Below are 25,196 nucleotides of genomic sequence, written 5' to 3' on the forward strand. Positions count from 1 at the left end.
CCGGCAGACCCGCCACCGTGGCCGGGATCTTGACCATCAGGTTCGGCCGGTCCACGGCCTTCCACAGATCGATCGCCTCGGCGACCGTCTTGTCGCTGTCGTGCGCCAGCCGCGGATCGACCTCCAGCGACACCCGACCGTCCACACCACCGGTGGACTCGTAGACCTTGCGGAAGATGTCCGCAGCATCCCGCACGTCATCGGTGGTGATGATGCGGGCGGCCCGGTCCGTGGTCACGCCCGCCTTGGCGAGCTCGTCGAATTGCCGGTCGTACTCGGGCTCCTTCGACAGCGCGTTGGCGAAGATCGTCGGATTGCTGGTCGCGCCCACCAGACCGTAGTCCTCGATGAGCTCGTCGAAGCCACCGGACGAGGTCCGGTGGCGCGACAGGTCGTCCAGCCAGATCGACACGCCGACGTCGGTCAACGCCTTCAGGTTCGCGTTCGCCACCAGGCGTCCTCCAATCCCACTCGGGCTCCCCACGGCCTACCCGCTCACCCCTCGCACCATGCGTGCTCACAGGCGCACGTTCGGCCCCCGGAGCAGCGATTCCGCTTCGTGGAACAACATCTTCGGCAGTTCGTCGCGCGGAGGGACGCGGGTGAGCGCGCGGTGCGCGCGGACCAGGCCCGCGAAGTCCCTCGGGTAGGCGGCCGGATCGGCTCCCAGCAGCGTGCCGAACCGGCGGGCACGACCGACGAGGTGCTGCCAGGTCTCGATCGGGGCGAGCCCGATCGACTCGGTGCCGTGCGAGAACAGCATCATCCGGATCTCGTCGTAGGACACCGCGTCCAGGTGCTCGCGCAGGGTTTCCGGCGAACGCCCCGCGTTGAACGTCAACCAGAACGGCACCGAACCCGTGCGCAGCGCCCAATGCGGTTCCAGCAGCAGGAACGTCTCCACCAGCAAGCGGTCGACGGGCATGCCGTGCGCGGCGTACCAGTCGCGGTGCAGCTCGGCCACCGCCGGGCTCAGGTCCTCCGGGTGGCCGAATCGCAGTCTGCGCACGGGAAAACCCAGCGCGTCCAGGTCATCGAGGAGTTCCGGCTCGAAACCCCACTCCGCCTCCGGCCGTCGCTCGTCGGGCTGCGGCGGGTTCCAGGAGCCGTGCTCGGAGCCGTAGCTGCGCAGGAACTCCCGCACCCGAGGCCCACCGGTGAAGTACTCCTGCTCGTCGGCTCCGCCGAGCGCGCCGAACTGGAACACGTGCCGCTCATCAACCCTGGTCACCGGCCAGTCCAGCGTGCACTCCGAGGTGACCACGACGCCGTCCGGAGCCAGGTGCTCGCGGATGAACCGGCGGTAGGCCACCGGCAGCCGCCGCCACTTGACCCGGAAGTAGGACATGCCGGCGATCATCAGCCGGTCCTGGTTCGGATCGTGCATGTGGTGCAGCACGAGTTCCGGGTTCATGCGCAACAGCTCGCGTCCCGGATGCCGCCCGGCCTCCAGCTCGGCCGCCGGGTCGTCGCGGTCCACCCCACTGCGCCGGACCGGGATCAGCAGCGTCTGCGGCAGCCACGGCGCGTCCAGCGCGGCGGCCAGGTGCATGAGCGCGCCGTTGGAGGAGCCGATGAACACCACCGGATATCTGCGACGCGGGTAGTGGTCGACGATCCACTCGGCGAGGTCGTCGGCGTCGATGTCGGCGAGCCTGCCGGGCGGGACCGCCTCGCCGACGCCGCTGACCGCGTACACCTGGTCGGCCAGCGACCTCGGCAGCCGGTTCACCCCGCCCAGCAGCGCCGAGATCACCGGCACCGCCGCGCGCGGAGCCGCACCCAGCGCGGGCGCATCCTGCCCGGCCAGGCAGTGCGACAGCGCGCGCAGCATGCCGGTCGACGAGTCGAACGAGGCGACCGCGCGACTCGGCCGCATCACGGCGCCCGGTACCGCAGCACCGCGCCGATGCCGCCGGTGAGGTCGATGGCGTCGGGTTCGGTGATCACCAGGTCAGCACCGGTCCCGGCCAGGGCGCGCACGACGGCCGCGCTGGCGGGCGCGTCACCGATGATCTCGCTCCCGGTGTCCTTGAGCGCGCGTTCGTCCGCGGCCAGCTCGGTAGCACCGGCACCGATGTGCAGGTCGCCCGCGTGGTCGTCGGCGGTCCACAGCAGCGTGCGGACCTGCCCGCGGCGCAGGGCCTCCACGGTCTCCTGCCAGCCCTCCACCGCGCGTTCGCCTCGGCCGCTCTCGCGCTGGAACTCCTCGACCACCTCGGCGACCTCCGCGTCGTGCACGGTGCGGGTCACCTCGTGCCGCAGCTCATCGGCCGACTCCTGCCGGGAAGCCGGTTCGATCACCAGACCCTGGTGATCGCCCAGCAGCGAGTGCACCATGGCGCGTTGCTGGTCCTCACCGGTGAGCACGATGGCCTGCACGCCCATCTTGCCCGCGCGTTCGGTGATCTGACCGGCCACCGCCTCGGCGTTGCGCTTCCAGCGCTCCTCGACGGCCATGTGGAACCGCTGCTGGTTCTCCTGCTCGCCCGCGTGGGTCTTGTGCACCGGATGCGTTTCGCCGTCGATGCGGACCCGCGTCGTCTCCCCGGATCCCGAGACCACCGTCAAGTCTGCGCCGGTGTGATCGACGTCGGCCGCCAGGAACGGCACCCGCGTCAGACAGCGCCGCAGGTAGGGCAACAGGTGCGGGACCGGGCCGACGTAGGCCTGGTCCTCGGTCGGCAGATCGGTGGGCGGCTCGGGCAGTTCGTCCTGCAGCACCACCTCGGCGCCTTCGCCGACGAGCACCTGCCCCCGCTGACCGGTTTGCGCGTGGTGTTCGCGCACGTGATCGGCGATCGCTTGGACGGTGGCCTCGTCCGCTCCCTGCTGCTGCAACCGCTCGCGGATCGCTCGCCACCGCAGCTCGATCGCCTTGTCGGCGTCCTCCGCGTCCGCCGAGGTGTCCAGGTAGGCGGTCACGAAGGGACCGGGCCGTTCGTAGACGTGCTGGAGGGTTCCCGTCTCCACGGCTACATCACCCTGTTCTGCTGCACGGGGTGCCCCCGCAACGCGGAGGCCGTGCCCGAAGAATCCCCGGGTGGTGCAGGCGTTTAAACCAGGCGGCCGACGGCGGCGTAGGCGTTGGCGCGGGCGATGTCGTCCTCGGTGGGAGGCAGGTCCGGGTGCCACGAGGGCGTGGGCACCAGGCCCGGCGGGATGAGTTCGTAGCCGTGGAACAGCTCGGCGATCTCCTCCGGCGGACGCCACCGCACCGGGGTCGGCGTCCGGGCCATGACCTCTTCGGCCGCGACGACCTGCTCATCGGTGGCGGCGATCTGCGAGATGTGCGTGGCGGCCAGGTAGCTCCCCGGAGCGCAGGCGTCCCGGTAGGCTGCGGTGAGCGCGGTGGCCTCGTCCTGGTCGGGCACGAACGGCAGGATCGCGACCGCCAGCACCGCCACCGGCCGCCCGAAGTCGATCTTGGCGACGCCGTTGGCGTGCAGCACCGACTCCGGTTCGCGGATGTCGGCCTCGTCCATGGACACCATCGGGTTCTCGCCGAGCAGCGCTCGCGCGTGCGCGACCGCGACCGGTTCGTGGTCGACGTAGGCGATGCGGGCCTGCGGGTTGTGCTGGTGCGCGATCTCGTGCACGTTGCCGACGGTGGGGATCCCCGAGCCCAGGTCGAGGAACTGGTCGATCCCCTGCCGCACCAGGTGGTCCACCGCGCGGTGCAGGAACGCCCGGTTGGCGACCGCGTAGTCGCGGGCGTAGGGCATCGCCTTCAGCCCGGCCTCGGCGGCTTCGCGGTCGACCGCGAAGTTCGTCGACCCGCCCAGGTAGTAGTCGTACATCCGCGCCGAGTTCGGGCGATCGACGTCCACGCCCTTCGGCTCCGGCAGCACCAACACGCCTCCCCACACCGGCGACCGCAACCTTTTCAGGGTACCGAGCCGTCTAGCGGCTCGGGTACCCCCGAGCCCTTCGCAGGCCCGGCCGCCGGTCGGGGTTTCGCAGCAGGGGGCGGTTTTGGTCCGAACCGTCCGTGATCAATATCCCTTTCGCCCGGTCAGTTCGGACCAAAACCGTCCCCCTGCCCCGTCAGGCGAAGCGCGGGTGCTCGCAGCAGGCCCGGTGGGTCCACTCCGGTTCGTGCCACCAGAAGGCGGGGTCGGTCTCCGGGGCGGCGCGGTGCGATGCGGTGATGGGGGCGGCCGTCGTCGCGCCCGGTGATTCGAAGGGGGCCAGGAGGGCGTCCGTCGTGTGCACGACACCGCCCTTGACGACCGTGCGGACCGACGCTGCGGCGGTGATGTCGGCGAGGGGATCACCGGCGACCAGCGCCAGGTCCGCGTAGGCGCCGGGGCGGATCTCGCCGAGCTCACCCGGAAGACCCAGCCAACGGGCCGGGTTCCGGGTCGCGGTGGTGAGGGCTTCGAAGGGCGTGAAGCCGTGCGCGACCATCGCGCGGAGGTTCATGTGCAGCGAGACCGCGATGTTGTCCAGCGGCGAGTCCGTCCCCGCGATGATGAACCCACCGCCGCGCTGGATGCGCAGCAGCATGTCGACCTGCCCGGCCAGCTTGAAGCGGGTGACCTCCCCGTCGGGACCGGCCGCGTCCTCGGCTTCGCCGAGCAGGCGCTGGTACTCCCACGGCGGGAACAGCACCCGCGTCCGGCGGTCCTCGATCAGCGACCGATCCTGCGCGTACATGCCCGACGAGGTGAACAGCGTGGGCGTGATGGACATGCCGCTGGCGATGAACAGCGCCACGGCATCGTCGTAAGACCTGCCGAGCTCGTCGCAGGTGTGGGAGTAGCCGAGCCTGTTGGTGGCCCCGGTGTGCTCCATGCCGTCCATGCCCAGATGCGCCGCCGGGTAGACGTAGTGCGAGCTCAGCGGCCTGCCCTGCGCGTGGGCCTGCGCGATCGCCGCCTGCTGCATCCGGACCGGCATGCGCACGTAGGTCTTGACCATGTCGTAGTCCAGCGCCGACGCCCGCCGCATCTCCAGCCGCAACTGCTCCTCGCTGAGCGTGGGGCGCATGAAGTTGTAGTAGATGCGCCCGCCGTCGATGGCCTCGCCGGTGGCGAAGTAGCGCGGCCCCACGCGGTCTCCCGAGCTCAGCGCCTCGCGGGTCTCCTGCATCTGGTACGCCGGATCCCCCGGTGATCGGGTCGTCGTCACGCCGTAGGCCAGCCAGGCGCGCCCCTGCCGGTCGCCCCACTGCCGTCCGCGCAGGTGCCAGTGCACGTGGGCGTCGATGAGACCGGGGATCGCCGTCAGCTCCCGCGCGTCGATCCGGGCACGTCCGTCCTGGGCCGGGAGCACGGCGGCGATGCGCTCCCCCGCCAGCACGATGTCGACGTCGCGGCGCAGCCGGTCGGACGCGCCGTCCCACAGCGCACCGACGCGCACCACCTGGTTCTCACCGCTGCGCGCGGGCGTCCACCGCAGTTCCAGCGGGATCGAGGAGACCTCACCGGTGCCGATGTGCACCGACCGCAGCTCGCCGCCGTTGAGGAACAGCAGGTGGTAGGCGTCGCGCCAGCTCAGCGAGTCGGTCAGCTCGGTGGTGACCTGGCGGGGCGCACCGGTGAACGCCCCGGCCGCGTCGACGGCCACGATCCACGCGGCCGACTCCACGACGAACGCGAGGTGCCTGCCGTCCGGGGACCACACCGGGCCGTCGTCGCCACGCGTGGCCAGCGACCGGAACGGCATCACCTCGGTGTAGTGCAGCGCACCGGTTTCCACGTCGACCCGCAGGATCTGGCTGGTCCCCTCGCGGAACCGCGTCCCGTAGGGCTTGACGGCGGCCAGCACCAGGGTTCGCCCGTCAGGCGACCAGTCGGGGCGACCGGGCTGGAACAGCGGCGGCGTCACCTGGCGCGGTTGGCCGCCGGCGAGCTCCGCGACCCACGTGGCACCGTCCTGGTCCTGGTAGGCGACCCGCTCACCATCCGGGGAGAACCGGGGCGTGATCGCCGCACCGTCCACGTCGGTGATGCGCCGATCCGATCCGGTGCCCAGGTCGTGCAGCCACAGGTCGGCGGTGCCGGTGCGGTCGCTGCTGTAGAGCAGCTGCCGCCCGTCCGGGGAGAAGTCGGGATCGGACGCGAAATAACCGTCGGCGACCACTTTTCGAGGCTCCTGGCCGATCGGCATCACCCACAGCGCGTTCAGCGCGCGGAACGCGACCTGCGGGCCGTCGCGTGAGCACACCGGGCTCGCGATGCCGGTGACCTTCGGCCCGCGCACCCCGGGACGCCGCTTCGGGTAGTCACGGCGGGACACCACCGGAACCGTTGCGGTGAAGGGGATCTCGCCGCGCTCCCCGGAAGGTCCGCGCCTGCGGAGCACGCCGTCGGCGGTGTAGAGCAGGTCGCCGGTGCCGAGCCAGCGCGGCGCGAATCCGAAAACGTCCTCACCTTCGGTCGCGGTCCGACCGTCGACCACCAGGTCCCGCCGAGCACCGGCCAGGCGGACGTGGGCCAACCGGCCGTCGGGAGCGAGACTCGGCCCGCGCAGGGACACCTCGTCACCACCGTCGACCAGCACGGTGACCTGACCGGAGGCGATCTCCACGCGCTCGATCGCGGTGTCCCCGGCGACGTAGACCAGAGCCCGGCCGTCGGGCGACCAGCTCGGCATCGACACGTCCGGCCGATCCCGGGTGACCTGGCTGATCACCCCGGAACCGAGGTCCATCACGAACACCTGGTAGCCGCCCGCGCGATCGGAGGCGAACGCAAGAGCCCTTCCGTCGGGCGAGAACTTCGGTTCCCGGTGGTCCTTCCCGCCTGCGGTGAGCTGCCGCAGCCCGGAACCGTCGGCAGACATCGTCCAGAGGTGGAAGTTGCCATCGCGGTAGGACTGGAACACCAGGTTGCGACCGTCCGGGGAGAAGTCCGGCTGCGTGGCGTCCTGCAGCTCATCGGTGAGCTTGCGCGCCGCACCGCCGCCGGGTTCGAGCAACCAGATCGCGTTGACCAGGTCGAACGCGATGCGTCCGTCCGGTGCCGGGGCGGCGCAGATGTTGGTGCCCTGCCGCAGCGTCACACCGGGGCCTTCTGCCAGCGCCACGCGTTGCGGAGCGAACGCGAAGGCCGCCGCCGCACCGGTTCCGGCCTGCAGCGCGCGTCGTCGGGTGATCCTGAACCGTGAATTCTCCGCCACCATCGGCACTCCCGAAGATCCGTCGAAATCCGCGAATCGATCGATCGTCCGCCCACCGCCGATCACGCACAATCCGCCGACGAGTGAAAACCCGGGATCCGAACGGTCCTGTTGCTCCCACCACCGAGAACGGTGAACCTCCTTCGGATTCCGCGCACTCGATCGTGTAGTGCAGGTGACGTGGCGGGTCGTCTCGCGGCCGCCGGAACCGCCGTCGTACCGGTCGCTTTCGCCGACGCGACCTTCGGTGACGTGCTCGAAGCGACGAAGGTGCACCGCTGGTACTACGGCTCGTTCGCCTGATACGAGAAGTGGCGGCACATCGACACCCGGGCCCGCCTGCCGACCCTGGCCGGGGCGGAGTACATCGGCCGGAAGTACACGGGGTGAGGTTCGGAACTGAATCGTTCCCGTTTACCAGCTGACACCGGGCCGCTGACCAGCGGAATCAGGTCGCGACCACTGGTGCGCACCTGGTCGGCCGTTCGCAGTCAGAGGTGCTTCCGGTTCTGGACAGTCGCCTTGATCACCCTTGACATTAGGCTAGCCTAACTTAACGCTCATCAGGTGTCCGCTCGCACCTGAGGAGCCGTGAATGTCCAGTATCGACAGGAAAGCAACCACCCTCGCCCCCTACGCCCTCGGCGCCTTCCGGATCGTCGTCGGCGCGCTGTTCGCCAGCCACGGCGCAGCATCGCTGTTCGGCATCTTCGGCGGCGCCCCGGGAACCGGCGGAGGGACGGTGGCGTTCGGAACCTGGCCGTCGTGGTGGGCCGCGGTGATCCAGCTGGGCTGCGGGCTCCTCGTCGCGCTCGGCGTGCTGCACCGCGGCGCTGCGGTGCTCGCCTCCGGCTCGATGGCCTACGCCTACTTCATCGTCCACCAGCCCGACGGCCTGCTCCCCCTGCAGAATCAGGGAGAGCAGGCGGCCTTGTTCGCCTGGTGCTTCCTTCTGCTGACCTTCACCGGACCCGGGGCGCTCGCCCTCGGCCGGGCGCTGCGCCGCTCACCGCAGCTCGCCGCGGCGTGAGTCAGGCGTCGGGCCGACCGTAGCGCTCGGCGACGGTTTCGGAGGACTGCCAGCGGCTTCCGGGGTCTTCGTCGTTCGGCCAGCCCTCTGGGGAATCCTGCCAGGCTTCGCGGCGACCGTAGGGCAGCGCGTCGATCAGCGCGAAGGTGTGCCCGAGCTGCTCGACGCCCCTGCCCGCGGTGTGCCAGGTGCGGTAGACGGTGTCGCCGTCGCGCAGGAAGACGTTCATGCCGAATCCGCCTCCCGGAGGCGCGCCGACATCGGTGCCGAAGGAGCTGTTCGCGGTGGAGTACCAGGGGAACGCGTTGCCGACGCGGCGCTTGTAGGCCACGGCCTCGTCGATCGGCCCCTGCGTGACGATGACGAACCGCGCGTCGTAGTCGCGGAGGAATTCCAGGCGGGTGAACTGCGAGGTGAACCCGGTGCAGCCGTGGCATTGCCACTTCTCCCCCGGGAACCACATGTGGTTGTACACGATCAATTGGGACGCGCCGTCGAAGATCTCGGCCAGCGAGACCGGTCCCGCTTCGCCTTCGAGGACGTAGTCGGGCATCCGCACCATCGGCAGCCGGCGGCGCTGCGCGGCGATCGCGTCGAGCTCCTGGGTCGCCGCCTTCTCACGGGCGCGCAACGCGTCGAGCTCGCGCTGCCAGGTGCCGGCGTCCACGACGGGCGGCAGAGCGTGCGTGGTGGTCATGATCTCTCCCACGGATGAGTTTCACGGACGGTCGCGAATGGAGACCGCGACCGCCCGTGAAACTCATCGGTGCCCGGTCGCAGCGACGACCGGGCACCGAGAAGGAACTGATCAGGCGCAGAGCTTCCAGTCGCCGTCCTCCTTGACGAGCTTGAGCTCGGCGGCCTGCGGCTGCTGGCCGGGAACGGTGGACTCCATGGTCGCGGTGCCCGTGTCGCCGTTCTCCTGGACCGACTTGACCGTGGTCTTGACCTGCTTGAGCATCTCCAGGTCCTGCGGCTTGGCGACCTTGAGGAACTCCGCCTTCTGCTTCTGCAGCTCCTCGATCTGCGGCATCGCGCTGTTGCAGACCACCGCGCGGTAGTCGTCGGCCTTGACGCTGCGCGGGTCCTGGGTCTCCTTGGTCGACAGCGCCGCGTAGTCCTCGGCGGTCGACTGAGCGGAGCCACCGCTGAACAGCCAGAAGGCACCGGCGGCCACGACCGCGATGACGAGCACGGAGGCCGCCACCGCGACGATCATGCCGACCTTGCTCTTCTTCTTCGCGGGCTCCTCACCGGACTCGGTGGCCGCAGACGCCTCAGAGGTCTCAGCGGACCCGGACGACTCGGAGGACTCCGACGACTCAGCGGCCTCGGAGGTCTCGGCGGCGGGCTGAGACTTCTCGGTCTGCTCCGCATCGGGCTCGCCCTGCTCGGCACCAGGCTGCTCGGCGCCCGACTTCTCAGCGCCGGACTCGGCGTCGCCGTGGCCGGCTGCGGAGCTCTCCGAGGGCTGCTCCACTGCCGAGGTCTCGGTCTCCTCAGCGGGCTGCTTCTCGGAGCCGCTCTGGCCGGGCTCGTTCGGCGAAGAGGTCATGAACACCTTCCTGGTTCGGACTTGTCAAGTGCTGTCCCCACGTGTACGCGACCCGAGGCCCGAGTTCCACCCGTGTCGAACTTTGGCCTCCGCATTTCCCACGCTCGGACATTACGATTCGACCACGCGCGCGGTGGAACTTCGCATTCACGCCACGAGGAAGTCCCGACTCCGTCCGGTGAACGGCGTGACCTCGCCCGAGCCCGCTGCTTTCCAGTCTCCGTTGTGGACGATCCGGTAGCGGCCGGTCGGCACTTCCGCCGGGATGTCCCAGGTGATCGTGGCCGTGGAGGACGCGACACCACTGCGCTTCCAATGGTACTGGGTGGACCAGTCGCGGTCGTCGGCCACCGGTACCCACCGGCCGTCCACCAGGCGCTGGACCTCAGCGTAGGTACCGCCGCGACGCAGGTCGTTCTTGGGGTGTCCGGTGACGAACTCGACGGTGACGCGCTCACCCCGGTGGTAACCGCTCGCGGGCTCGGCCAGGACGTCACCGAAGCCGCGGCCGGGCGGCGGGGCGTCGAAGACCACGCCCGGCTGGAAGTTCGGCAGCGTTCCGCTCATGTCGGGCGGCAGGGGCCCGAGCGGAACCCGCCGGCCCGCGCGCATCACCGCGGCGAGCCTGGTGAACTCCTGCTGGTAGGCGGGAAGCGTGTAGCGGCCGAACAGGGTGGAGGCCCCCTCGTACTGCTGGGAGTCGTACTCCTCGGGTGTGGTGACGTACTGGCTGTAGGCGTTGGCGTAGCCCTGGATCAGCACGTTCTCCAGCGGGACGCCGAGTTCGGCGGCGACGCTCCGGCGGATCCGCAGTCCGGCGACGATGGTGAACTCCGCGGGCCCGGCGACCAGGTGGAGCTCGCCGATGCGCATCAGCTGCAACGGCAGCACCTGCGGGCACCACGGGTGCGGTGGCATCGCACCGAAGGGCACCGCGACGGGTTTGGGCGCCTGCTCGTCGGCCAGCTCCGGCGGGACGGGAACGTCGGCTCCCCCGAGCCAGTCCAGCAGCGGGTTGCGGATCCCCTCGCCGATGGGGATTCCCGGTCCGTCCTCGGTGCTGCCGGCCAGCATGGACATCCCGATGGCCGCGGTGCAGGTGCGATGCGTCTTGCCGTCCGGGGCGAATCGTCCGTCCACAGTGACCTCGGAGAGGTCCACGTAGCACAGCGCGGAGTCGACCGGCCCGCTCATCGGTTCTCGCGCGGATGCGAAAGCCTCTCGCGCTGCCTGGAATTGGCGTTCGCCGATGATCCGGGTGTTGGCGAACTCGTCGTCGGTCGGTCCGGAGCCGGGCTCCAGGTTCAGGTTGGGCGACATGTCCCCGGCGTTGGTCTGGGCGAAGCAGGCCACGAACTCGGCGTCGCGGTGCTCCCAGGCGAAGGCCGCGTATCCCTTGTTGTCCGAGCTGATCAGGTGGTTCTCGTTGGTCATCGAGGTGCCGTGGGTGGCGAACCAGGTGATCGCGCCGACGTCCCGCCCGCCCTGGGTGAAGCGCAGCACCGTCACCGCCGGGTCGATCGCCTGCGGGAAGTGCTCGGTGTCCTGCGCGGGGTTCATGTCGAAGGCGCTGCGGGAGCGGTTCACGCTGGCGTCGGTGAGCTCAGCCCGCCCGAGCGCGAGAGCGCCGGGCCGCAGATCGTCGTGCGCCTGGCCGATCGCCTCGGTGATGCCGTCGACGACGGCGTTGAAGGTCTGCTCCTGGAAGCCCAGGGTCGCCAGGTCGTACGCGGCGTAGTGCGAGTCGCCCCCGCACGCCGCGTGCGTGTGGGTCGCGTTGAGCAGCACGTTCTGCTCGGTGTAGAGACCGCCGTAGGTCTCGGCGAGGCGGCGCAGCACCTCCTGGTGCACCGACTGGAACAGCGCACCCAGCTCGGCGGTCACGAACACCACGCGGTTCGCGCCGTCGTCGACGACGAACGCGCGCGCCAGCGTGCGCAGGTGGATGCCCGCGGTCTGCTGCTGCGGCATGGAGTAACCCATCATGCCGTTCTCAGCGGCCGGACCGGTCACGTCGCCTACACCGCGCCCGACCCGGTAGCCGGTGGCCTCCTGGCCGGACGCGGGGGTGACGCCGAACATCGTGGCGGCGAACGGTGCGACAGCGGCCGTGGCCAGCACCTGCCTCCTGGCAACGGGCATGAGCCTGCCTCTCGGTGAATGTGAACCACGTTCACGTTCATGGATGCGGGCAGGCTACGCCGATCAACATCGGGCTGCCAAGACTCACTTCGGCGCGAAGCGCTGGCCCGCGTCCAGCCGCAGGCACTGACCGTTGAGCATCGGGTTGTCGACGATGGCCCGCACCAGCTTCGCGTACTCCTCCGGGCGACCCATGCGCCGGGGGAACGCCGCGTCCTTGACCAGCGCGGCCTTCACGTCCTCCGGAGCTCCCTTCACCAGCCCGGTTTCGAACAGGCTCGGCGCGATCGCCAGCACGCGGATGCCCATCGACCCGAGATCGCGGGCCATGGTCAGGCACATCCCGGCGATCGCGGCCTTGGCCGCGGTGTAGGCGACCTGCCCGATCTGGCCCTCGAAGGCGGCGATCGACGAGGTGTTGATGATGACGCCGCGCTCACCGTCCTCGGGCTCGTTGTCGTTCATGTGCGCCGCCGCCAAGCGGCTGATGTTGAACGTGCCGACCGCGTTGAGGTCCAGGATCCGGCGGAACGCGTCGAGGTCGTGCGGCCCCTGCTTGCCCAGCGTGCGCTGCGCCATGCCGCCGCCGGCCGTGGTCACGGTGATGTGCAGCCCGCCCAGCTCGGCCACGGCCGCGTTCAGCGCGTGCTCGACACCGGCGAAGTCGGTGACGTCGACCGGGTGGAACGTGCCGCCCAGCGCCGCGGCGACGTCCTCGCCCGCCGAGTCGGCGAGGTCGGCGATCGCCACCGACGCGCCCTGCGCCGCGAGCAGTTCCGCGCTGGCCCGGCCCATGCCCGAGGCTCCGCCGAACACGACCGCCTTCTTGCCGTTGATCTCCACTGGTGCTCCTCCTCGTCGAGGTCAGCGAACTCGCTCGCGGAGTTCGCGTTTGAGGACCTTGCCCGCCGTGTTGCGCGGGAGCTCGTCGACCACCAGCACCTGCCGGGGGCACTTGTAGCCGGCGAGATGCGCCGCGCAGAACTCGCGGATCTCGCGTTCGGTGGGGCGGGGCTCGCCGTCGGCTTCGATGACGGCGACGACGCGCTCGCCCCACAGCTCGTCCGGCGCACCGACGACGGCGGCAGCCGAGACGCTCGGGTGCTGGTGCAGCACGTCCTCGACCTCGCGGGAGTAGACGTTCTCCCCACCGGTGAGGATCATGTCCTTGCGGCGGTCGACGATCGCGAAACGGCCCTCGGCGTCCCGCCGGGCGAGGTCGCCGGTGCGGAACCACCCGTCGCGGAACGCCTCCGCGGTCGCCTCGGGCCGGTTCCAGTACCCGGAGAAGACCTGATCACCGCGGATCTCCAGCTCGCCGACCTCGTCGGGGCCGAGCTCCACGCCGTCGTCGTCGACGATGCGCGCCGCCGACAGCAGCATCGACCGTCCCGCCGAGGCCAGCAGTTCCGGACGTCCGGCCACCGCCGCTCGGTGACCCTCCGGGCCGTGCGCGAGGGCGTTGCCGGCGAGTTCGGTCATGCCGAACCCGGCGCGGAACCCGGCGTTGGGGAAGCGGGTCATGGTCTCGCGGAGCGTGGCGACCGGCATCGGCGCCGAACCGTAGCCGATGCGGGTGATCGAGGTGGTGTCGCAGGCGCCGATGCCGGGATGGCGCAGCAGCATCTCCAGCATCGTCGGCGCGACCGTGGTGCCGGTGACCCCGTGGCGTTGCACGGCGTCGAGGAAGCCTTCGGCGCCGTACCTGCGCAGCAGCACGACGTTCTCGGCGGCCAGGTGGGCCACGAGCACGTTGTACCCGGCGATGTGGCACAGCGGCCACGGCACCAGCGTCACCGGCCGTTCCTCGGTCGCGCGCGGCCAGCTCAGCACCGCGTTGACCGCGCCCGCCACGACGTTGCGGTGGGTCAGGACCGCGCCTTTGGCCCGCCCGGTGGTGCCGGAGGTGTAGATCAGCCACGCGGGCGCGTTCTCGTCGACGCGCTCGGGTTCGGTGTCCGGCCGGCCGTCGACCAACGCGCTGAAGGGTGTCGTGCCCGCGACGTCGTCGACGGTAACCACCGTGCGGATCGAAGGCACCGCGTTGGCGGCGTGCCGCGCCGGGTCGAGGTACTTGGCCTCGGTGATCAGCACGGTCGGCTCGGCGTCGGCGAGCAGGTCGGCGATCTCCCGCTGCGCGAGCCGGTAGTTCACCGACAGCAGCACCATCCCCGCGAGCGGGACGCCGTAGTAGGCCAGCACGTACTCGACGTTGTTCTCGGTGAGCACGGCGATCCGGTCACCGCGCCGGGCGATGTCGGCCAGCCCGTGCGCCAGCCGGCGGACCGACGCGTGGAGCTCGCCGAACGTCCAGGCGGTGGACTCGAACGTCAGCGCCGGAGCTTCGGGCGTTCGTCCGGCGGCCAAGGCCACCACGTCGCTGATCAGCATCACGCCTCCCGCGCCCCACCTCGGACACCGGAGGAACCGTACCAAACAATCGCTTGGTCAGTCGATCACGATCAGCACGACACCATCAGCCCTCGGGGAGCCCGAAGGACGCGCGAGAGCACCACCACCTGCGGCCAGAAGCGGTGGACGGAGGCCCCGCCACCCGCACCGCCGGGCACAGGGATAACGGAATACCGCAGTAATCAGACACCCGAAAACCGCAGTAATCCGTCACCCACCACCGCAGCTTCCGAGCACGGTCGTCGTCGGATGGCGGCTTACCGCAGTAATCGGGCACCGACCGCGGAAGGGGACCTAGACCAGGATTCCGGCGATCGTGGCGCTCAGGAGGTTGGCGAGGGTGCCGGCGAGGACCGCGCGGATCCCGTCCTTGGCGATCCAGTCGCGCTTGGCGGGCACGAGACCGCCGAGGCCGCCGAGCAGGATCGCCAACGAACCCAGGTTGGCGAAGCCGGTGAGCGCGAAGGTGATGATGGTGGCGGTCTTCTCGCTGAAGTTGCCCGCCTGCGGCCCGAAGTCTCCGAACGCCACGAACTCGTTGATCACCAGCTTCTCGCCGACGAAACCGCCTGCGGCGACGGCTTCGTGCCACGGCACGCCGATCACCCACATCAGCGGTGAGAACACGTAGCCGAGGATCTGCTGCAGGGTCAGGTCCGGCAGGCCGAACAGCCCGCCGAGGGCACCGACGATGAGGTTGAGCAACGCGATCAGCGAGACGAAGGCGAAGAGCATGGCGCCGACGTTGAGCGCCAGCTTGAGGCCGTCGGAGGCGCCGCTGGCCGCGGCGTCGATGACGTTGCGCGGCTTCTCCTCCAGCGCGGGCGCGGCGGTGCCGAAGGCGAGGTTCTTGGACTCCTCGGCCTCGGCCGCGTCGTCGTCCTCGGACACCTGGGCGTCATCGGAGCTCGGCTCGTCCTTGGGCGCCGGCATGATGAGCTTGGCCATGAGCAGACCGGCGGGAGCGGCCATGAAGCTGGCGGCGATGAGGTTCTCCAGCTTCGCGCCGAGCATGGCGTAGCCGACCATGACGGTGCCGGCCACGGTGGCCAGACCGCCGACCATGACCGCGAAGAACTCGGACCTGTTCATGCTCGCCAGGTAGGGGCGCACCAGCAGCGGCGCTTCGGTCTGGCCGAGGAAGATGTTGCCGGTCGCGTTCAGCGATTCCGCCCGCGTGGTGCCCAGCGCCTTCTGCAGAGCACCACCGATGATGCGCACCACCCACTGCAGGATGTGCAGGTGGTAGAGCACCGCGGTCAGCGAGGACACGAAGATGATGATCGGTAGCACCTGGAAGGCCACGACCGTGCCCTCGGTGGGCATGATCGGCCCGACCAGGAAGTCGATGCCCTCCTTCGAGGACTCGATGACCTTGGTGACCCCGGCCGCGACGGCCGCGAGCACCTGCTGCCCCAGCGGCCAGCGCAGCACCACGACGGCGAAGACGATCTGGATCGCCAGCGCGCCGAGCACCGTGCGGAGGTTGATCGCGCGCCGGTTGGTCGACAGCGCCAACGCCAGCAGCAGTACGACGACCATGCCGCCGATGCCCCACAAGACCTGCACTGGATCCAGCCTTTCCTCGAACCGCCGCGGCTGTCGCGACGCTGTTGGGTCCGAGGGATGCTCGCACGCAGGACCGCGGGCACGCACCCGGGTGGCGAGTTTGTGACTCCGCTAACGGCAGGTCAGGACAAGGTGATCACTCCACAGTGCACACCGGCTCGCCGCCGAAGATCCGATGACAACGCCGTGGAGACGGCGGCTGAACCTCGCCACCACGCTCGGCGACGAGACCCCTCGCGAGATATCTTTCGCTCAAGATGATTGCGTGTAAGATTGTACTTCGGAGCCGTCACCACGTCGGCGAGAACGGAGAGCGCGATGAGTCCGCGGAAGGGAACGGAAGCCGTGGCCCACGAGGTCGATCTGCCCAGCGATGACGAGACCGTCACCTGGTGGGGCCTGGTCATCGAGGGCTACCACACCACCCACAGCCTGCTGATGAACGAGATCATCCAGCGCGTGGACCTCGCCCCGGGCTCGTTCGACATCCTGATCAGGCTGCTGCGCTCCCCCGGCCACCGGCTGCCGATGACCCGGCTCGCCGTGGAGGCCGCGCTGAGCAGCGGTGGCTTCACCAAGGTCGCCGACCGGATGGCCAAGGCCGACTTGATCCGCCGCGAACCCTCGGCCGAAGACCGTCGCGTCATCTACGCGGTGCTCACCGATCACGGCCTGGAGGTCGCTGAGGAAGCGCGCAAGGTCTGCGCCGAGATCCTGCGCAACCGCATCCTCAAGCCGCTCGGCGAACAGCAGTCGCAGAGCCTCGCAGCAGCGATGCGCACGCTGCGCGACGCCAACGCCGCCTGATCACGGCCTCAGCGGGCCGCGGCCTCGGCCTTGTTGAACTCGGCCTTCCACTCGCGGAACGCCTCCTCGGTGCGGCCGTGCCGCCAGTAACCGGAGATCGACGCCTGGTCGCGCGCCACGCCGCGCTCGCGGAACAGGTACGGGCGGACGCGGCGCATGACCTCCTGGGCCTCGCCGTGCACGAAGGCGTGCACGCGGCCCGGCAGCCACTCCAGCTCGCGCACCGCCTTCTCCAGCGCGCCGTCCTCACCGACGTCCGAGCGGTAGATGAACATGGCCTCGCCGGCCGGGGGCAGCGCCAGGTTCGGCGCCTCGGCGGGCGAGTCGACGAGCATGACCACGCGCACCACGGCGTCGGCGGGCATGCCGGCCAGCGCGGCGGTGATCGCGGGCAGCGCGGACTCATCACCGGCGAGCAGGTGCCAGTCCGCTTCCGGGTCCGGCTTGTAGGCTCCACCCGGTCCGTTGAGGATCAACCTGTCGCCCGGCTCGGCCTTCGCCGCCCACGGACCGGCCACCCCCAGGTCGCCGTGCATGACGAAGTCGATGGCCATGGTGCCGCTCTCGACGTCCGGGAACATCGCGGTGAAGGTGCGCACCACGGGCATGTCCTCGGCCGGGAACGTGCCGCGCATGGCCTTGACGTCCAGCGGCTCCGGATAGGTCACGCCCGCCTTGGGGAACACCAGCTTGACGTAGCGGTCGGTGTGCACGCTCTCGGCGAAGGCCGACAGGTCATCACTGCGGAACCACAGTCGCCGCACCCGGGGAGTCACCATCTCGGCACCGGTCACGGTCAGGTAGGTCGCCACTCGAACTCCTCAACGCACTCTCACAAACACTTAGGCCAGCCTAACTTATCTCTGCGGTAACGCGCAGCACCAACACACCCCCTTTGTCGCGACATCGAGGAACCCCGCCTCCCCTGCCTCAACCAGCCACTTCCGCCTCCCCGACCTCATCTCGCACACGCACCACGACCACCTCCCACCCCCCTCTCGGCGGCGCGCAGGTTCGGACGGGGTCAGGTTCGGTCGCGGCCCGCGTGAAACAGGAGGAGCGGCCTCCCGGGGTCGGGAGGCCGCTCGGCGGACGAGGAGTTCCGGCTACGCGGCCGGCGGCCGGTAGCGGGCCGAGGTGTCCAGCCAGGCGGCGTGGCCGCCCGGGATGTGGGCGATGACATCGGTGAGGTGACCGATCCGCGCTCTCAGGTCCTCGGGCTGACCCGAGAGCTGATCGCGGACCTCGGCGGCGGCCTGGTCGAGCTCCTTCTGCCGTTGCAGGATCTGGTTGCGCACCTCGGCGATGGCTTCGCCCTCGGTGCAGGCGTGGGCCTCGCGCAGCACCGTGACGTAGTTGGTCGGTTCCTCGTTCGCCGACTCCTTGGCCAGGGAGCGGATGTCGTTGCACCAGGCCGTGAGGTCGTTGGAGGCGGCGCAGAGCTCCGTCCACGCCTCACCGCTCACCAGCGGTTCGGGCACCTCGGTGCCGCAGGCGGATTCGATGACGTCGAACATGAACATGCCGTTGGACTCCCGGCGCAGCGCCGGGTACTCCTCCGGCGTGGGCAGGGTGCCCGCCTCGCGGTGGGCGATCTGGGTGAGGAACGCGTCGCGGTGCCGGTGCAGGTTGGCGATGACGCGGTCCCGCCACCGCACCGACATGCCCGCCGTCGTGCGCGGCCACAGGTCGGTCAGGGCCGACATCAGCGGGCTGCCGACCAGCACCGGCCGCCCCAGCATGAGCGCGGTGATGGCCGCGTAGACCTCGCGCACCGACTCCGGCGAGCGGTCGGCGTCGTCGTCCTGCTCGTCGTCGAGGTGGAACAGCACCGTGATCCACTGGGCGTAGAGCTCGACGGTCTCCGCCGGATCGTCCGGCAGCACCATCGCCGTGACCTCGTGGAACCCGGCCCCGCGCAGCCGCCGCTCGGCGGCGTCGGTGGTGATCAGGCCGACGCGGGCCGCCCACCGGCACAGCCGATCGCCGATGTCGTCGACCTCCGGGTGGATGTGGTCGCGGAGGGGAAGTCCGAAGTCGCTCACCGGCTCACCTCGCCCGACCGCCACAGCGCGCGCATCGCGAAAGCCGTTGTCAGGTAGCGTGATCCGAAGTAGACCTGGAACCGGCCCATCCGGTAGTACGCACCGGCCGCCCACGAGCCGTCGGAGTCCTGCGTCTCGGCCAGCCGGAGCCGTCGCTCGTCCTGGCCCTCGTGCGCCCCGAGGTTGTCGGCGGCGAGCACGTGCAGCGCGATGGAGAGCGAGTCCTCGCCGGTGGGGACCTCGGCGAGAGCGCTCCGGGCCGGCCCGGTCAGGGAACTCATCTCCTCGGGGAACCGGGCGCACACCCGCGACAGCGCGTGCAGGAACGCCTGCGGCGACGGGTAGTAGCGGGTGCCCTCCAGCCAGCGCCCGGAGCCCAGGTGAGCGGCCAGGTAGCGGGTGGTGGCGTCGCGGACCGCGCGCTCCTCCATCCGCTCCGGGACTCCGGCCAGGTGCAGGGTGTAGAGGGCGTTGGCGCACACCACCGCGTCGTGCTTGCGCCCGCGGCTCAACGTGCCCGGTTCTTGCCCGTCCTCCCAGTAGACCAGGTACACCCACGGCCACAGGTCCTCCGTGCCGTCGGGCTCGTGCGAGGCCGCCAGCGACAGCTCGCGCACCGTCGCCTGCAGGTCCGGGACCCGCAGCATCCCGAGTTCGCGCAGCGCGCCGGTGGCCATCGCCGTGCAATCGGTGTCGGCCGGTAAGCCGCTCTCCGGCAGGAAGCGGTAGCGCCGCTTCCACCGGCACCGCTCGACCTGCTCGAACAGCGGCGCGATCAGTTCCCGGTCGGGCCTGCCGTCGGTGGTGGTGAGCAGCATCAGCGACACCATCGCCGAGAACGCCTCGTCGGCGAGGTCGAAACCCGTTTCCACGCCGAGGGTTTCGGTCAGCTTCCGGCGCGCTTCGCGGCCGGTGAAGCTCTCGTCGAACCGCGGGTCGAAGGACATCTCGACCGACGGAGCCCCTCCCGGTCCGATCGACTTGCGCACGTAGTCCAGGGCGCGTTGCGCGGTCTGCTGGAACAGTGTCACGACTGTTGACTCCTCAGGGTGTTCGAGGCGGTGGAGATCGACGGCGGGAACCCGGCGATGACCGGGCACCCGCCGCCCTCAGGTGCTTGCGCTAGGCCTGCGAGGCCTGCTTGATCGCGGCCCGGATCCGTCCGTAAGTGCCGCAGCGGCAGACGTTCTCGATCCCGTCGATGTCCGCGTCGGTGACCTCGTCGCCCTTGTCGTTGATCAGCGCGACGGCGGCCATGATCTGGCCGGGCTGGCAGAAGCCGCACTGCGCGACGTCCTGGTCCATCCACGCCTGCTGCACCGGGTGCGGCTCGTCGCCGTCGGCCAGACCCTCGATGGTGGTGACCTCGGCGCCGTCGGCGTCGGCGGCCTTGACCACGCAGGTCTGGACTTCCTCGTCGTCCATCAGGCAGGTGCAGGCGCGGCACACGCCGACACCGCAGCCGTACTTCGGTCCGGTGAGGCGCAGCTCGTCGCGCAGGACCCACAGCAGGGGCATCTCCGCGGGGACGTCGACCTCGACGTCCTCCCCGTTGACCGTGATCGAGTACTGGGGCATGCGAGCCCTCCTCTAGTTGTTGATCGGGAACTGGCGGGGAACGGTTCCGGTGGCGCGGCCGTAGGCGTTGGCGACCGCGGCGGCCGAGGCGGGAACGGCGATCTCGCCGACACCACCGGGCTCACCGGTGGGCGGCATGATGAAGACCTCGGTCCGCAACGGCGCCTGCGCCTGACGGGCCACCTGGAAGTCGGCGAAGCTGCCTTCGCGCACCGCGCCGCCGTCGATGTGCAGGCCCGCGTAGAGGACGGTGTTGATGCCGTCCATCAGTCCGCCCTGCATCTGGGCCTCCACCCCGCGCGGGTTGATCGCCCGGCCGGGGTCGATGGCCACGTAGGCCTCGGTCACGCGCGGCTTCTCCGGGTCCGTCGCGTCGATCTCCACCAGCGTCGCGGTCGTCGACTTGTACTCCTGGTGGATGCCGATGCCCTGCGCGTGACCCCGGGGCATCGCCCTCCCCCACCTGCCTTCCGCGGCGACCTTGCGCAGCACCGCCTTCGTGCGGTCGTCTTTGAGCGACTCCAGCCGGAACTCGACCGGGTCCTTGCCCAGGTGCTTGGCGATCTGGTCGACGGTGATCTCCTCGGCGACCCGGTAGGCCACCGAGTGCACGCCCCGCATCACGCCGGTGTTGGGCAGCTCCACGTCGGTCTCGGTGCCCGAGACCGTGGCGAGCCCGAACTCGTAGGGGACGGTCTGGGTGACGCCGATGACGACGTCGGCCACCGCCTCCTTGGCGGGCTTGCCGAGCTCCATCAGCGCGGTGAACACGATGTCACCGAGACCGTGCGTGAGGTCGGTCCACGCGCCCGAGACCCGGTGGTGGAAGGAGCGCACCTCGCCCGCGCGCACGGACGCCTGGACGCGCTGGTGGGTGGCCGGGCGCATGCGCCCGTGCCGGGTGTCGTCGTCGCGGGTCCAGAAGAGCTTGACGACCTTGCCGGTCGCTCGGGAGACCTGCGCCGCCTCCAGCGGTGCGTCCATGTGGCAGTTGCGGCCGAAGGACCCGCCTGCGCGCTTGACGTGCACCGCGACGTCGGCCGTGGTCAGGTTCAGCTCGTCGGCGACGAGCTTCTGCACCTCGATCGGGACGTGCGAGGAGCACCACACCTCGGCCCGGCCCTCGCGCACGTCCGCGACGGCGAAGCCGGTCTCCATCGGCGCGTGGCTGGTGAAGGCGAAGTCGAAGCGCTCGTCGAACTCACCGCCGTCGGGGCTCACCACCTCGGCCGCGCTGCCCGCCTTCTCCTTCAGGACCGCTGCGATGTCCACATCGGACTTGGCGGCGGCCGCACCGTCCTTCCAGATCACCTTCACCTTCTTGGCCGCTTCCATGGCCTGCCAGGTGTTCTCCGCGCACACCGCGATGCCGGTGGGGATCTGGGCCACGGCGGCGACTCCCGGCATGGCGCGGGCGGCCGAGTCGTCGTAGGAGGCGACGGTGCCGCCGATCGTCGGCGGGCGCACCACCACGGCCACGACCGATCCGGGGATCTTGGTGTCGGAGATGTAGGTGGCCTTGCCGGTGACGATGTCGTTGGCGTCCAGGCGGTTCAGCGGCTTGCCCACGATGTGGTAGCGCTCCGGCGGCTTCGGCGTCGCCGGGACCGCGGGGATCGCGACCTTCGCCGCCTCCTTGGACAGCTCCCCGAAGGTCAGCTTGCGCCCGTCCGGCGCGTAGACGCAGGTGTCCTTGGTGGACAGCCGACCGGCCGGGATGCCCCAGCGCTTGGCGGCGGCGGTGACCAACCGCGCCCGGCCCGCCGCCGCCATCGAGGCCAGCGGCTTGCGCAGCACGCGCACCGAGGTGGAGAACGCGGTGACCTGCGAGTAGGACAGCTCGGGACGCGCGTCGGAGTGCGTGATGGCGATGTCGGTGGGCTTGGCGTCGAACTCCTCGGCCAGGATCATCGCGACCGTGGTGTTGATGCCCTGCCCCACCTCGGTCTTGGGCAGCTCGAACCAGACCTCGTTGTTCTCGCTGATGCCCAGGCGCAGCTGACCGAAGGTGGGTGTGGCCAGGAGGTTGATCGCGTCACCCATGTCGAACAGGTCCGCGATCGGCGGCACCGGCAGCTGGTTCGGGGCGAACGCGGCGGCGGCCGCTTCGCCCTCGGCGAGCATCTTCCCGACGACGGTGAGCGTGGGCGCCGCCGCCAGGTAGGTGAGGAACCGACGACGGCCCAACCGGGCCTGCACCTCGGTTTCCGCTTTCGTGGCAGGGCTTTCCATCCAGGGGCTCCTCTCAGCGTCGCCACAGGCCACGACCGGGAACTCCCTCCACGCGGGCAGCATCGATCCGCTTGGCCACTCGGTGCCGCTTTCCGGGCACGACGGATCGCACGAACATCCCCACGCCGCGTTCCACAACGCTTGCAGGACAAGGACGTTCGCGAATTCGCTCCGCGAGAGAAGAGTTACATCGCAGTGAAGCTGGAGACCTGTGCCGACTTCTTTCCGTGAAAACCGAACTTGCCAGGCGCGAAGGGGTTTTCGAGCAGCCCATCCGGCCTGTTGCCGGGCGGACCATACCGGGGGCATTTCAGGGCGTTGAATCGCCCGCACGACGGCGAACCACTAGTCCGAACAGTGGCCGAGAGATACCAACCGAACCTCGGCGCAAGGCAAAACCGCAGCTGGGAATCAATTCGGAACGAGCAAGTCTGGAAATTCACAGAACGACTCCCCATTCGAATCCATTCGAAAGATCGACATTGCATTCCCATGGAGACCCGAAAGAATCCGTTCCGTGATGAACTCACGCCGTTAGTTTTCGGCTTAAACTCTGGTATATGCCAATCATGAGTCTACCACCTGCGATTATTGCAGAACTGCCGCGACCCGAAATAACGGAAGATCACTGGATTCGGGAGTAGTGACCTGCCGATTCCCAGTTTTGGAATATTCCAAACACTGATGGATCCACGCCCTCTTCCGATGTAAGCAATTGCTTGCTTCCTTTCTCCTTCGAATTCCGAATCCCCTCAATGTCGCAACGAACATCTCTGTCCGGCGTAAAAATGACCCCGATGCGCGATCGCCGGTTCCCGTCGCGGCATCGGCACTGTCAAGATCATCTGGTGATGGCGACATCGGTAGTGGATTCGTTGCGGTGGTCCCGAGAGCTGTTCGATCCCGCGATGAGACAGGCGATTTCCGGCCTGCCGAAGGAGACGCGGCACGTGTGCGGCTACCACCTCGGTTTTTGGGACGCGCGCGGTGAACCCGGCGGCGAGGCGTCGGGCAAAGCCGTGCGTCCGGCCCTGGTGCTGCTGTCCGCCGAAGCGGTCGGCGGCTCGGGAATGACGGCGGTTCCGGCAGCGGTCGCGGTGGAGCTCGTGCACAACTTCTCGCTGCTGCACGACGACGTCCTCGACCGCGACGCAGCCAGGCGGGGACGTCCGACGGCTTGGGCGGCGTTCGGTTCCGGGCCGGCGATCATGGCCGGAGACGCGCTGCTGTCACTGGCCTACCGGGTGCTCGCCGGATGCGGCGCGGAAGCCGTGCACGTCCTGCACGAGGCCACCACCGCCCTCATCGAGGGCGAGACCTCGGACCTGGCTTTCGAGAGCGCCACCGACGTCGCGGTGTCCGAAGTGGAGGACATGGCCTGCGGCAAGACCGGCGCGCTCATCGGGGCCGCCTGCGAGTTGGGCGCGCTGCTGGGCGGCGCCTCGGCCGATCAGCGCCAGGACCTGAAGGCCTTCGGCGAGAAGCTGGGCCTGGCCTTCCAGCACGTCGACGACCTGCTGGGGATCTGGGGCGATCCGGCCGTGACCCGCAAGCCGGTGCACGCCGACCTGCGCGCCCGCAAGAAGAGCCTCCCGGTGGTCGCCGCGTTGAACTCCGGGACCGACGCGGGCCAGGAGCTGGCGTCGCTGTACTCCTCCCAGCAGGAGCTCACCGACGCCGAGGTCGAACAGCTCGCCCTGCTCGTGGAGAAGGCCGGTGGCCGGGAGTGGAGCCGTTCGGAGGCCGAAAGGCTGATGTCCGAATCGCTTTCGGCCGCGCGCCGCGCCGAGTACCGCCCCGGCGCCGCGGGCAGGATCGAGGAGGTGGCCCACCTCGTGGTCGACCGGGAGTTCTGAACCCCGCGCCCCACCAGCAGCGGAGGTGCGCCGTGGCGAGCGCGGGCCGGCTCAGCACCGCAGGCGGGGGTGAGCGCCGACCGTCATCAGGGCGATGTCGACGTAGCGAGCCGCGATCTCCTCGGGGCTCAGCGGGCCGTCGGCGTGGTACCAGCGGGCGACCGACTGGCACATGCCCAGCAGCGCCCGGGACGTCTCCACCGGGTCGGCGATGGTGAAGGTGCCGTCGCGGCTGCCGGTTTCGATGACCTCGGTCAGGACGGTCTCCACCGTCTTGCGGCGGGCGCTGTAGCGGCGCCGGTTGCTCGGCGACAGGTAGCGGTTCTCGCTGTCGAGCGCGGCGAGCCGGACCCGGTAGGTCATGTGCAGCACGATGGCTTCGATGACGTTCACGAACTGCTCGCGCGGGGATCCCGGGGCCTCGCGCGCGGCGGCGCGCACCCGCCAGGCGACATCGCCGGTGCCCAGTTCGAGGAGGGCCACGAGCAGCCCTTCCTTGTTCTCGTGGTGGTAGTACAGCGCGGGAACGGTCATGCCGACCCGGCGAGCGATCTGGCGCACGGTCGCGCCGTGGAACCCGCTCTCGCGGAACTCGTCGACCGCGGCGTCGAGGATGGGCGTCAGTTCGAGCGGCCCGAAATCCCGCCACCCGGACGCGGCGTCCGGCTTCGCCGCACTCGCCTGAGCCATCACGTCTCTCCCTCTCCCCGCCTGCGGGTGACCTTACCGGCCGGTGACGGGCACCGGCCGGTTCGGTCGAGCTCAGCGAGCCTGTTGCTGAACTCGTCCTGCGCACCGCCGGTTGCTCAGGTGGCCTTCACAGCTCGCGGCCGCGCCGCCTGCAC

21 protein-coding genes are annotated in these 25,196 nt (G+C 69.8%); 4 read left to right on the forward strand and 17 right to left on the reverse strand.

All coding sequences use genetic code 11. From position 1 onward, the window contains the following. The 5 genes from AB0J91_RS28670 to AB0J91_RS28690 all read right to left on the reverse strand — a co-directional run. Positions 1 to 454 (reverse strand): transaldolase family protein (locus AB0J91_RS28670; RefSeq protein WP_363875053.1); only part of this gene is annotated, 454 nt, incomplete at its 3' end. Positions 455 to 517: 63 nt separating this feature from the next. Then, complete coding sequence (locus tag AB0J91_RS28675) at positions 518 to 1,879, reverse strand: hypothetical protein (protein WP_363874954.1); 1,362 nt, start codon at positions 1,877 to 1,879, stop codon at positions 518 to 520. After that, entirely contained in the window at positions 1,879 to 2,973 is a 1,095-nt protein-coding gene (locus tag AB0J91_RS28680) for a hypothetical protein (protein WP_363874957.1), read from the reverse strand. Before AB0J91_RS28680 ends, AB0J91_RS28675 begins: the two co-directional genes overlap by 1 nt. Before the next feature lie 83 nt (positions 2,974 to 3,056). Further along, positions 3,057 to 3,881 carry an SAM-dependent methyltransferase gene (locus AB0J91_RS28685; protein ID WP_363874960.1) on the reverse strand — a complete coding sequence of 275 codons (825 nt, stop codon included), beginning with the start codon at positions 3,879 to 3,881 and terminating at the stop codon, positions 3,057 to 3,059. A 166-nt stretch (positions 3,882 to 4,047) separates the two neighbouring features. Then, complete coding sequence (locus tag AB0J91_RS28690; protein ID WP_363874963.1) at positions 4,048 to 7,125, reverse strand: amidohydrolase family protein; 3,078 nt, start codon at positions 7,123 to 7,125, stop codon at positions 4,048 to 4,050. Positions 7,126 to 7,305: 180 nt separating this feature from the next. Between AB0J91_RS28690 and AB0J91_RS28695 the strand changes: the two genes are divergently transcribed. Both AB0J91_RS28695 and AB0J91_RS28700 read left to right on the forward strand, forming a co-directional pair. Then, positions 7,306 to 7,428: a hypothetical protein gene (locus AB0J91_RS28695; RefSeq protein ID WP_363874966.1), complete on the forward strand. Its 123-nt coding sequence runs from the start codon at positions 7,306 to 7,308 to the stop codon at positions 7,426 to 7,428. 292 nt (positions 7,429 to 7,720) lie between these two features. Beyond that, the gene (locus AB0J91_RS28700; protein WP_363874969.1) at positions 7,721 to 8,155 is read left to right on the forward strand and encodes a DoxX family protein; all 435 of its coding nucleotides are present in this window, start codon (positions 7,721 to 7,723) and stop codon (positions 8,153 to 8,155) included. 1 nt (position 8,156) lies between these two features. Here AB0J91_RS28700 and AB0J91_RS28705 read toward each other — a convergent pair whose 3' ends face one another. The 6 genes from AB0J91_RS28705 to AB0J91_RS28730 form a co-directional block, all read right to left on the reverse strand. Continuing rightward, entirely contained in the window at positions 8,157 to 8,852 is a 696-nt protein-coding gene (locus AB0J91_RS28705) for a DUF899 family protein (protein WP_363874972.1), read from the reverse strand. Positions 8,853 to 8,963: 111 nt separating this feature from the next. Beyond that, positions 8,964 to 9,710, reverse strand: coding sequence for a hypothetical protein (locus AB0J91_RS28710; protein ID WP_363874975.1), 747 nt, complete (start codon positions 9,708 to 9,710; stop codon positions 8,964 to 8,966). A gap of 147 nt (positions 9,711 to 9,857) precedes the next feature. After that, positions 9,858 to 11,852, reverse strand: a complete 1,995-nt coding sequence (locus AB0J91_RS28715; RefSeq protein WP_363874978.1) for a neutral/alkaline ceramidase — start codon at positions 11,850 to 11,852, stop codon at positions 9,858 to 9,860. Positions 11,853 to 11,936: 84 nt separating this feature from the next. Then, positions 11,937 to 12,695 (reverse strand): SDR family NAD(P)-dependent oxidoreductase, encoded by a 759-nt coding sequence (locus AB0J91_RS28720; protein WP_363874981.1) that lies wholly within the window; start codon positions 12,693 to 12,695, stop codon positions 11,937 to 11,939. Positions 12,696 to 12,716: 21 nt separating this feature from the next. Continuing rightward, positions 12,717 to 14,243, reverse strand: coding sequence for an AMP-binding protein (locus AB0J91_RS28725; RefSeq protein WP_363874984.1), 1,527 nt, complete (start codon positions 14,241 to 14,243; stop codon positions 12,717 to 12,719). Between the two features lie 315 nt (positions 14,244 to 14,558). After that, the gene (locus tag AB0J91_RS28730; RefSeq protein ID WP_363874987.1) at positions 14,559 to 15,833 is read right to left on the reverse strand and encodes a NupC/NupG family nucleoside CNT transporter; all 1,275 of its coding nucleotides are present in this window, start codon (positions 15,831 to 15,833) and stop codon (positions 14,559 to 14,561) included. A 318-nt stretch (positions 15,834 to 16,151) separates the two neighbouring features. Here AB0J91_RS28730 and AB0J91_RS28735 point away from each other — a divergent pair, with 318 nt between their 5' ends. Continuing rightward, positions 16,152 to 16,640: a MarR family transcriptional regulator gene (locus tag AB0J91_RS28735; RefSeq protein ID WP_363788279.1), complete on the forward strand. Its 489-nt coding sequence runs from the start codon at positions 16,152 to 16,154 to the stop codon at positions 16,638 to 16,640. A gap of 8 nt (positions 16,641 to 16,648) precedes the next feature. Here AB0J91_RS28735 and AB0J91_RS28740 read toward each other — a convergent pair whose 3' ends face one another. From AB0J91_RS28740 to AB0J91_RS28760, 5 genes are all read right to left on the reverse strand, one after another. Beyond that, a complete protein-coding gene (locus tag AB0J91_RS28740) occupies positions 16,649 to 17,452 on the reverse strand; it encodes a siderophore-interacting protein (protein WP_363874990.1) in 804 nt (267 codons plus the stop codon). A gap of 294 nt (positions 17,453 to 17,746) precedes the next feature. Continuing rightward, positions 17,747 to 18,685, reverse strand: coding sequence for a terpene synthase family protein (locus tag AB0J91_RS28745; protein ID WP_363874993.1), 939 nt, complete (start codon positions 18,683 to 18,685; stop codon positions 17,747 to 17,749). Beyond that, positions 18,682 to 19,716: a hypothetical protein gene (locus AB0J91_RS28750; RefSeq protein ID WP_363874996.1), complete on the reverse strand. Its 1,035-nt coding sequence runs from the start codon at positions 19,714 to 19,716 to the stop codon at positions 18,682 to 18,684. The genes AB0J91_RS28745 and AB0J91_RS28750 overlap by 4 nt, the downstream gene beginning before the upstream one ends. A 91-nt stretch (positions 19,717 to 19,807) precedes the next feature. Next, positions 19,808 to 20,263 carry a (2Fe-2S)-binding protein gene (locus tag AB0J91_RS28755; protein WP_363874998.1) on the reverse strand — a complete coding sequence of 152 codons (456 nt, stop codon included), beginning with the start codon at positions 20,261 to 20,263 and terminating at the stop codon, positions 19,808 to 19,810. A gap of 12 nt (positions 20,264 to 20,275) precedes the next feature. Next, positions 20,276 to 22,495: a molybdopterin cofactor-binding domain-containing protein gene (locus AB0J91_RS28760; RefSeq protein ID WP_363875000.1), complete on the reverse strand. Its 2,220-nt coding sequence runs from the start codon at positions 22,493 to 22,495 to the stop codon at positions 20,276 to 20,278. Between the two features lie 908 nt (positions 22,496 to 23,403). On the opposite strand from AB0J91_RS28760, the gene AB0J91_RS28765 reads away from it, so the two are divergent. After that, on the forward strand, positions 23,404 to 24,351 hold the full coding sequence (locus tag AB0J91_RS28765; RefSeq protein ID WP_363875003.1) for a polyprenyl synthetase family protein: 948 nt from the start codon (positions 23,404 to 23,406) through the stop codon (positions 24,349 to 24,351). A gap of 51 nt (positions 24,352 to 24,402) precedes the next feature. Here the strand turns inward: AB0J91_RS28765 and AB0J91_RS28770 are convergent, their stop codons facing one another. Next, entirely contained in the window at positions 24,403 to 25,041 is a 639-nt protein-coding gene (locus tag AB0J91_RS28770) for a TetR/AcrR family transcriptional regulator (protein ID WP_363875006.1), read from the reverse strand. Positions 25,042 to 25,196 lie beyond the last annotated feature (155 nt).

The organism is Saccharopolyspora sp. NPDC049357, assembly GCF_040677225.1.
Taxonomy (GTDB): Bacteria; Actinomycetota; Actinomycetes; order Mycobacteriales; family Pseudonocardiaceae; genus Saccharopolyspora.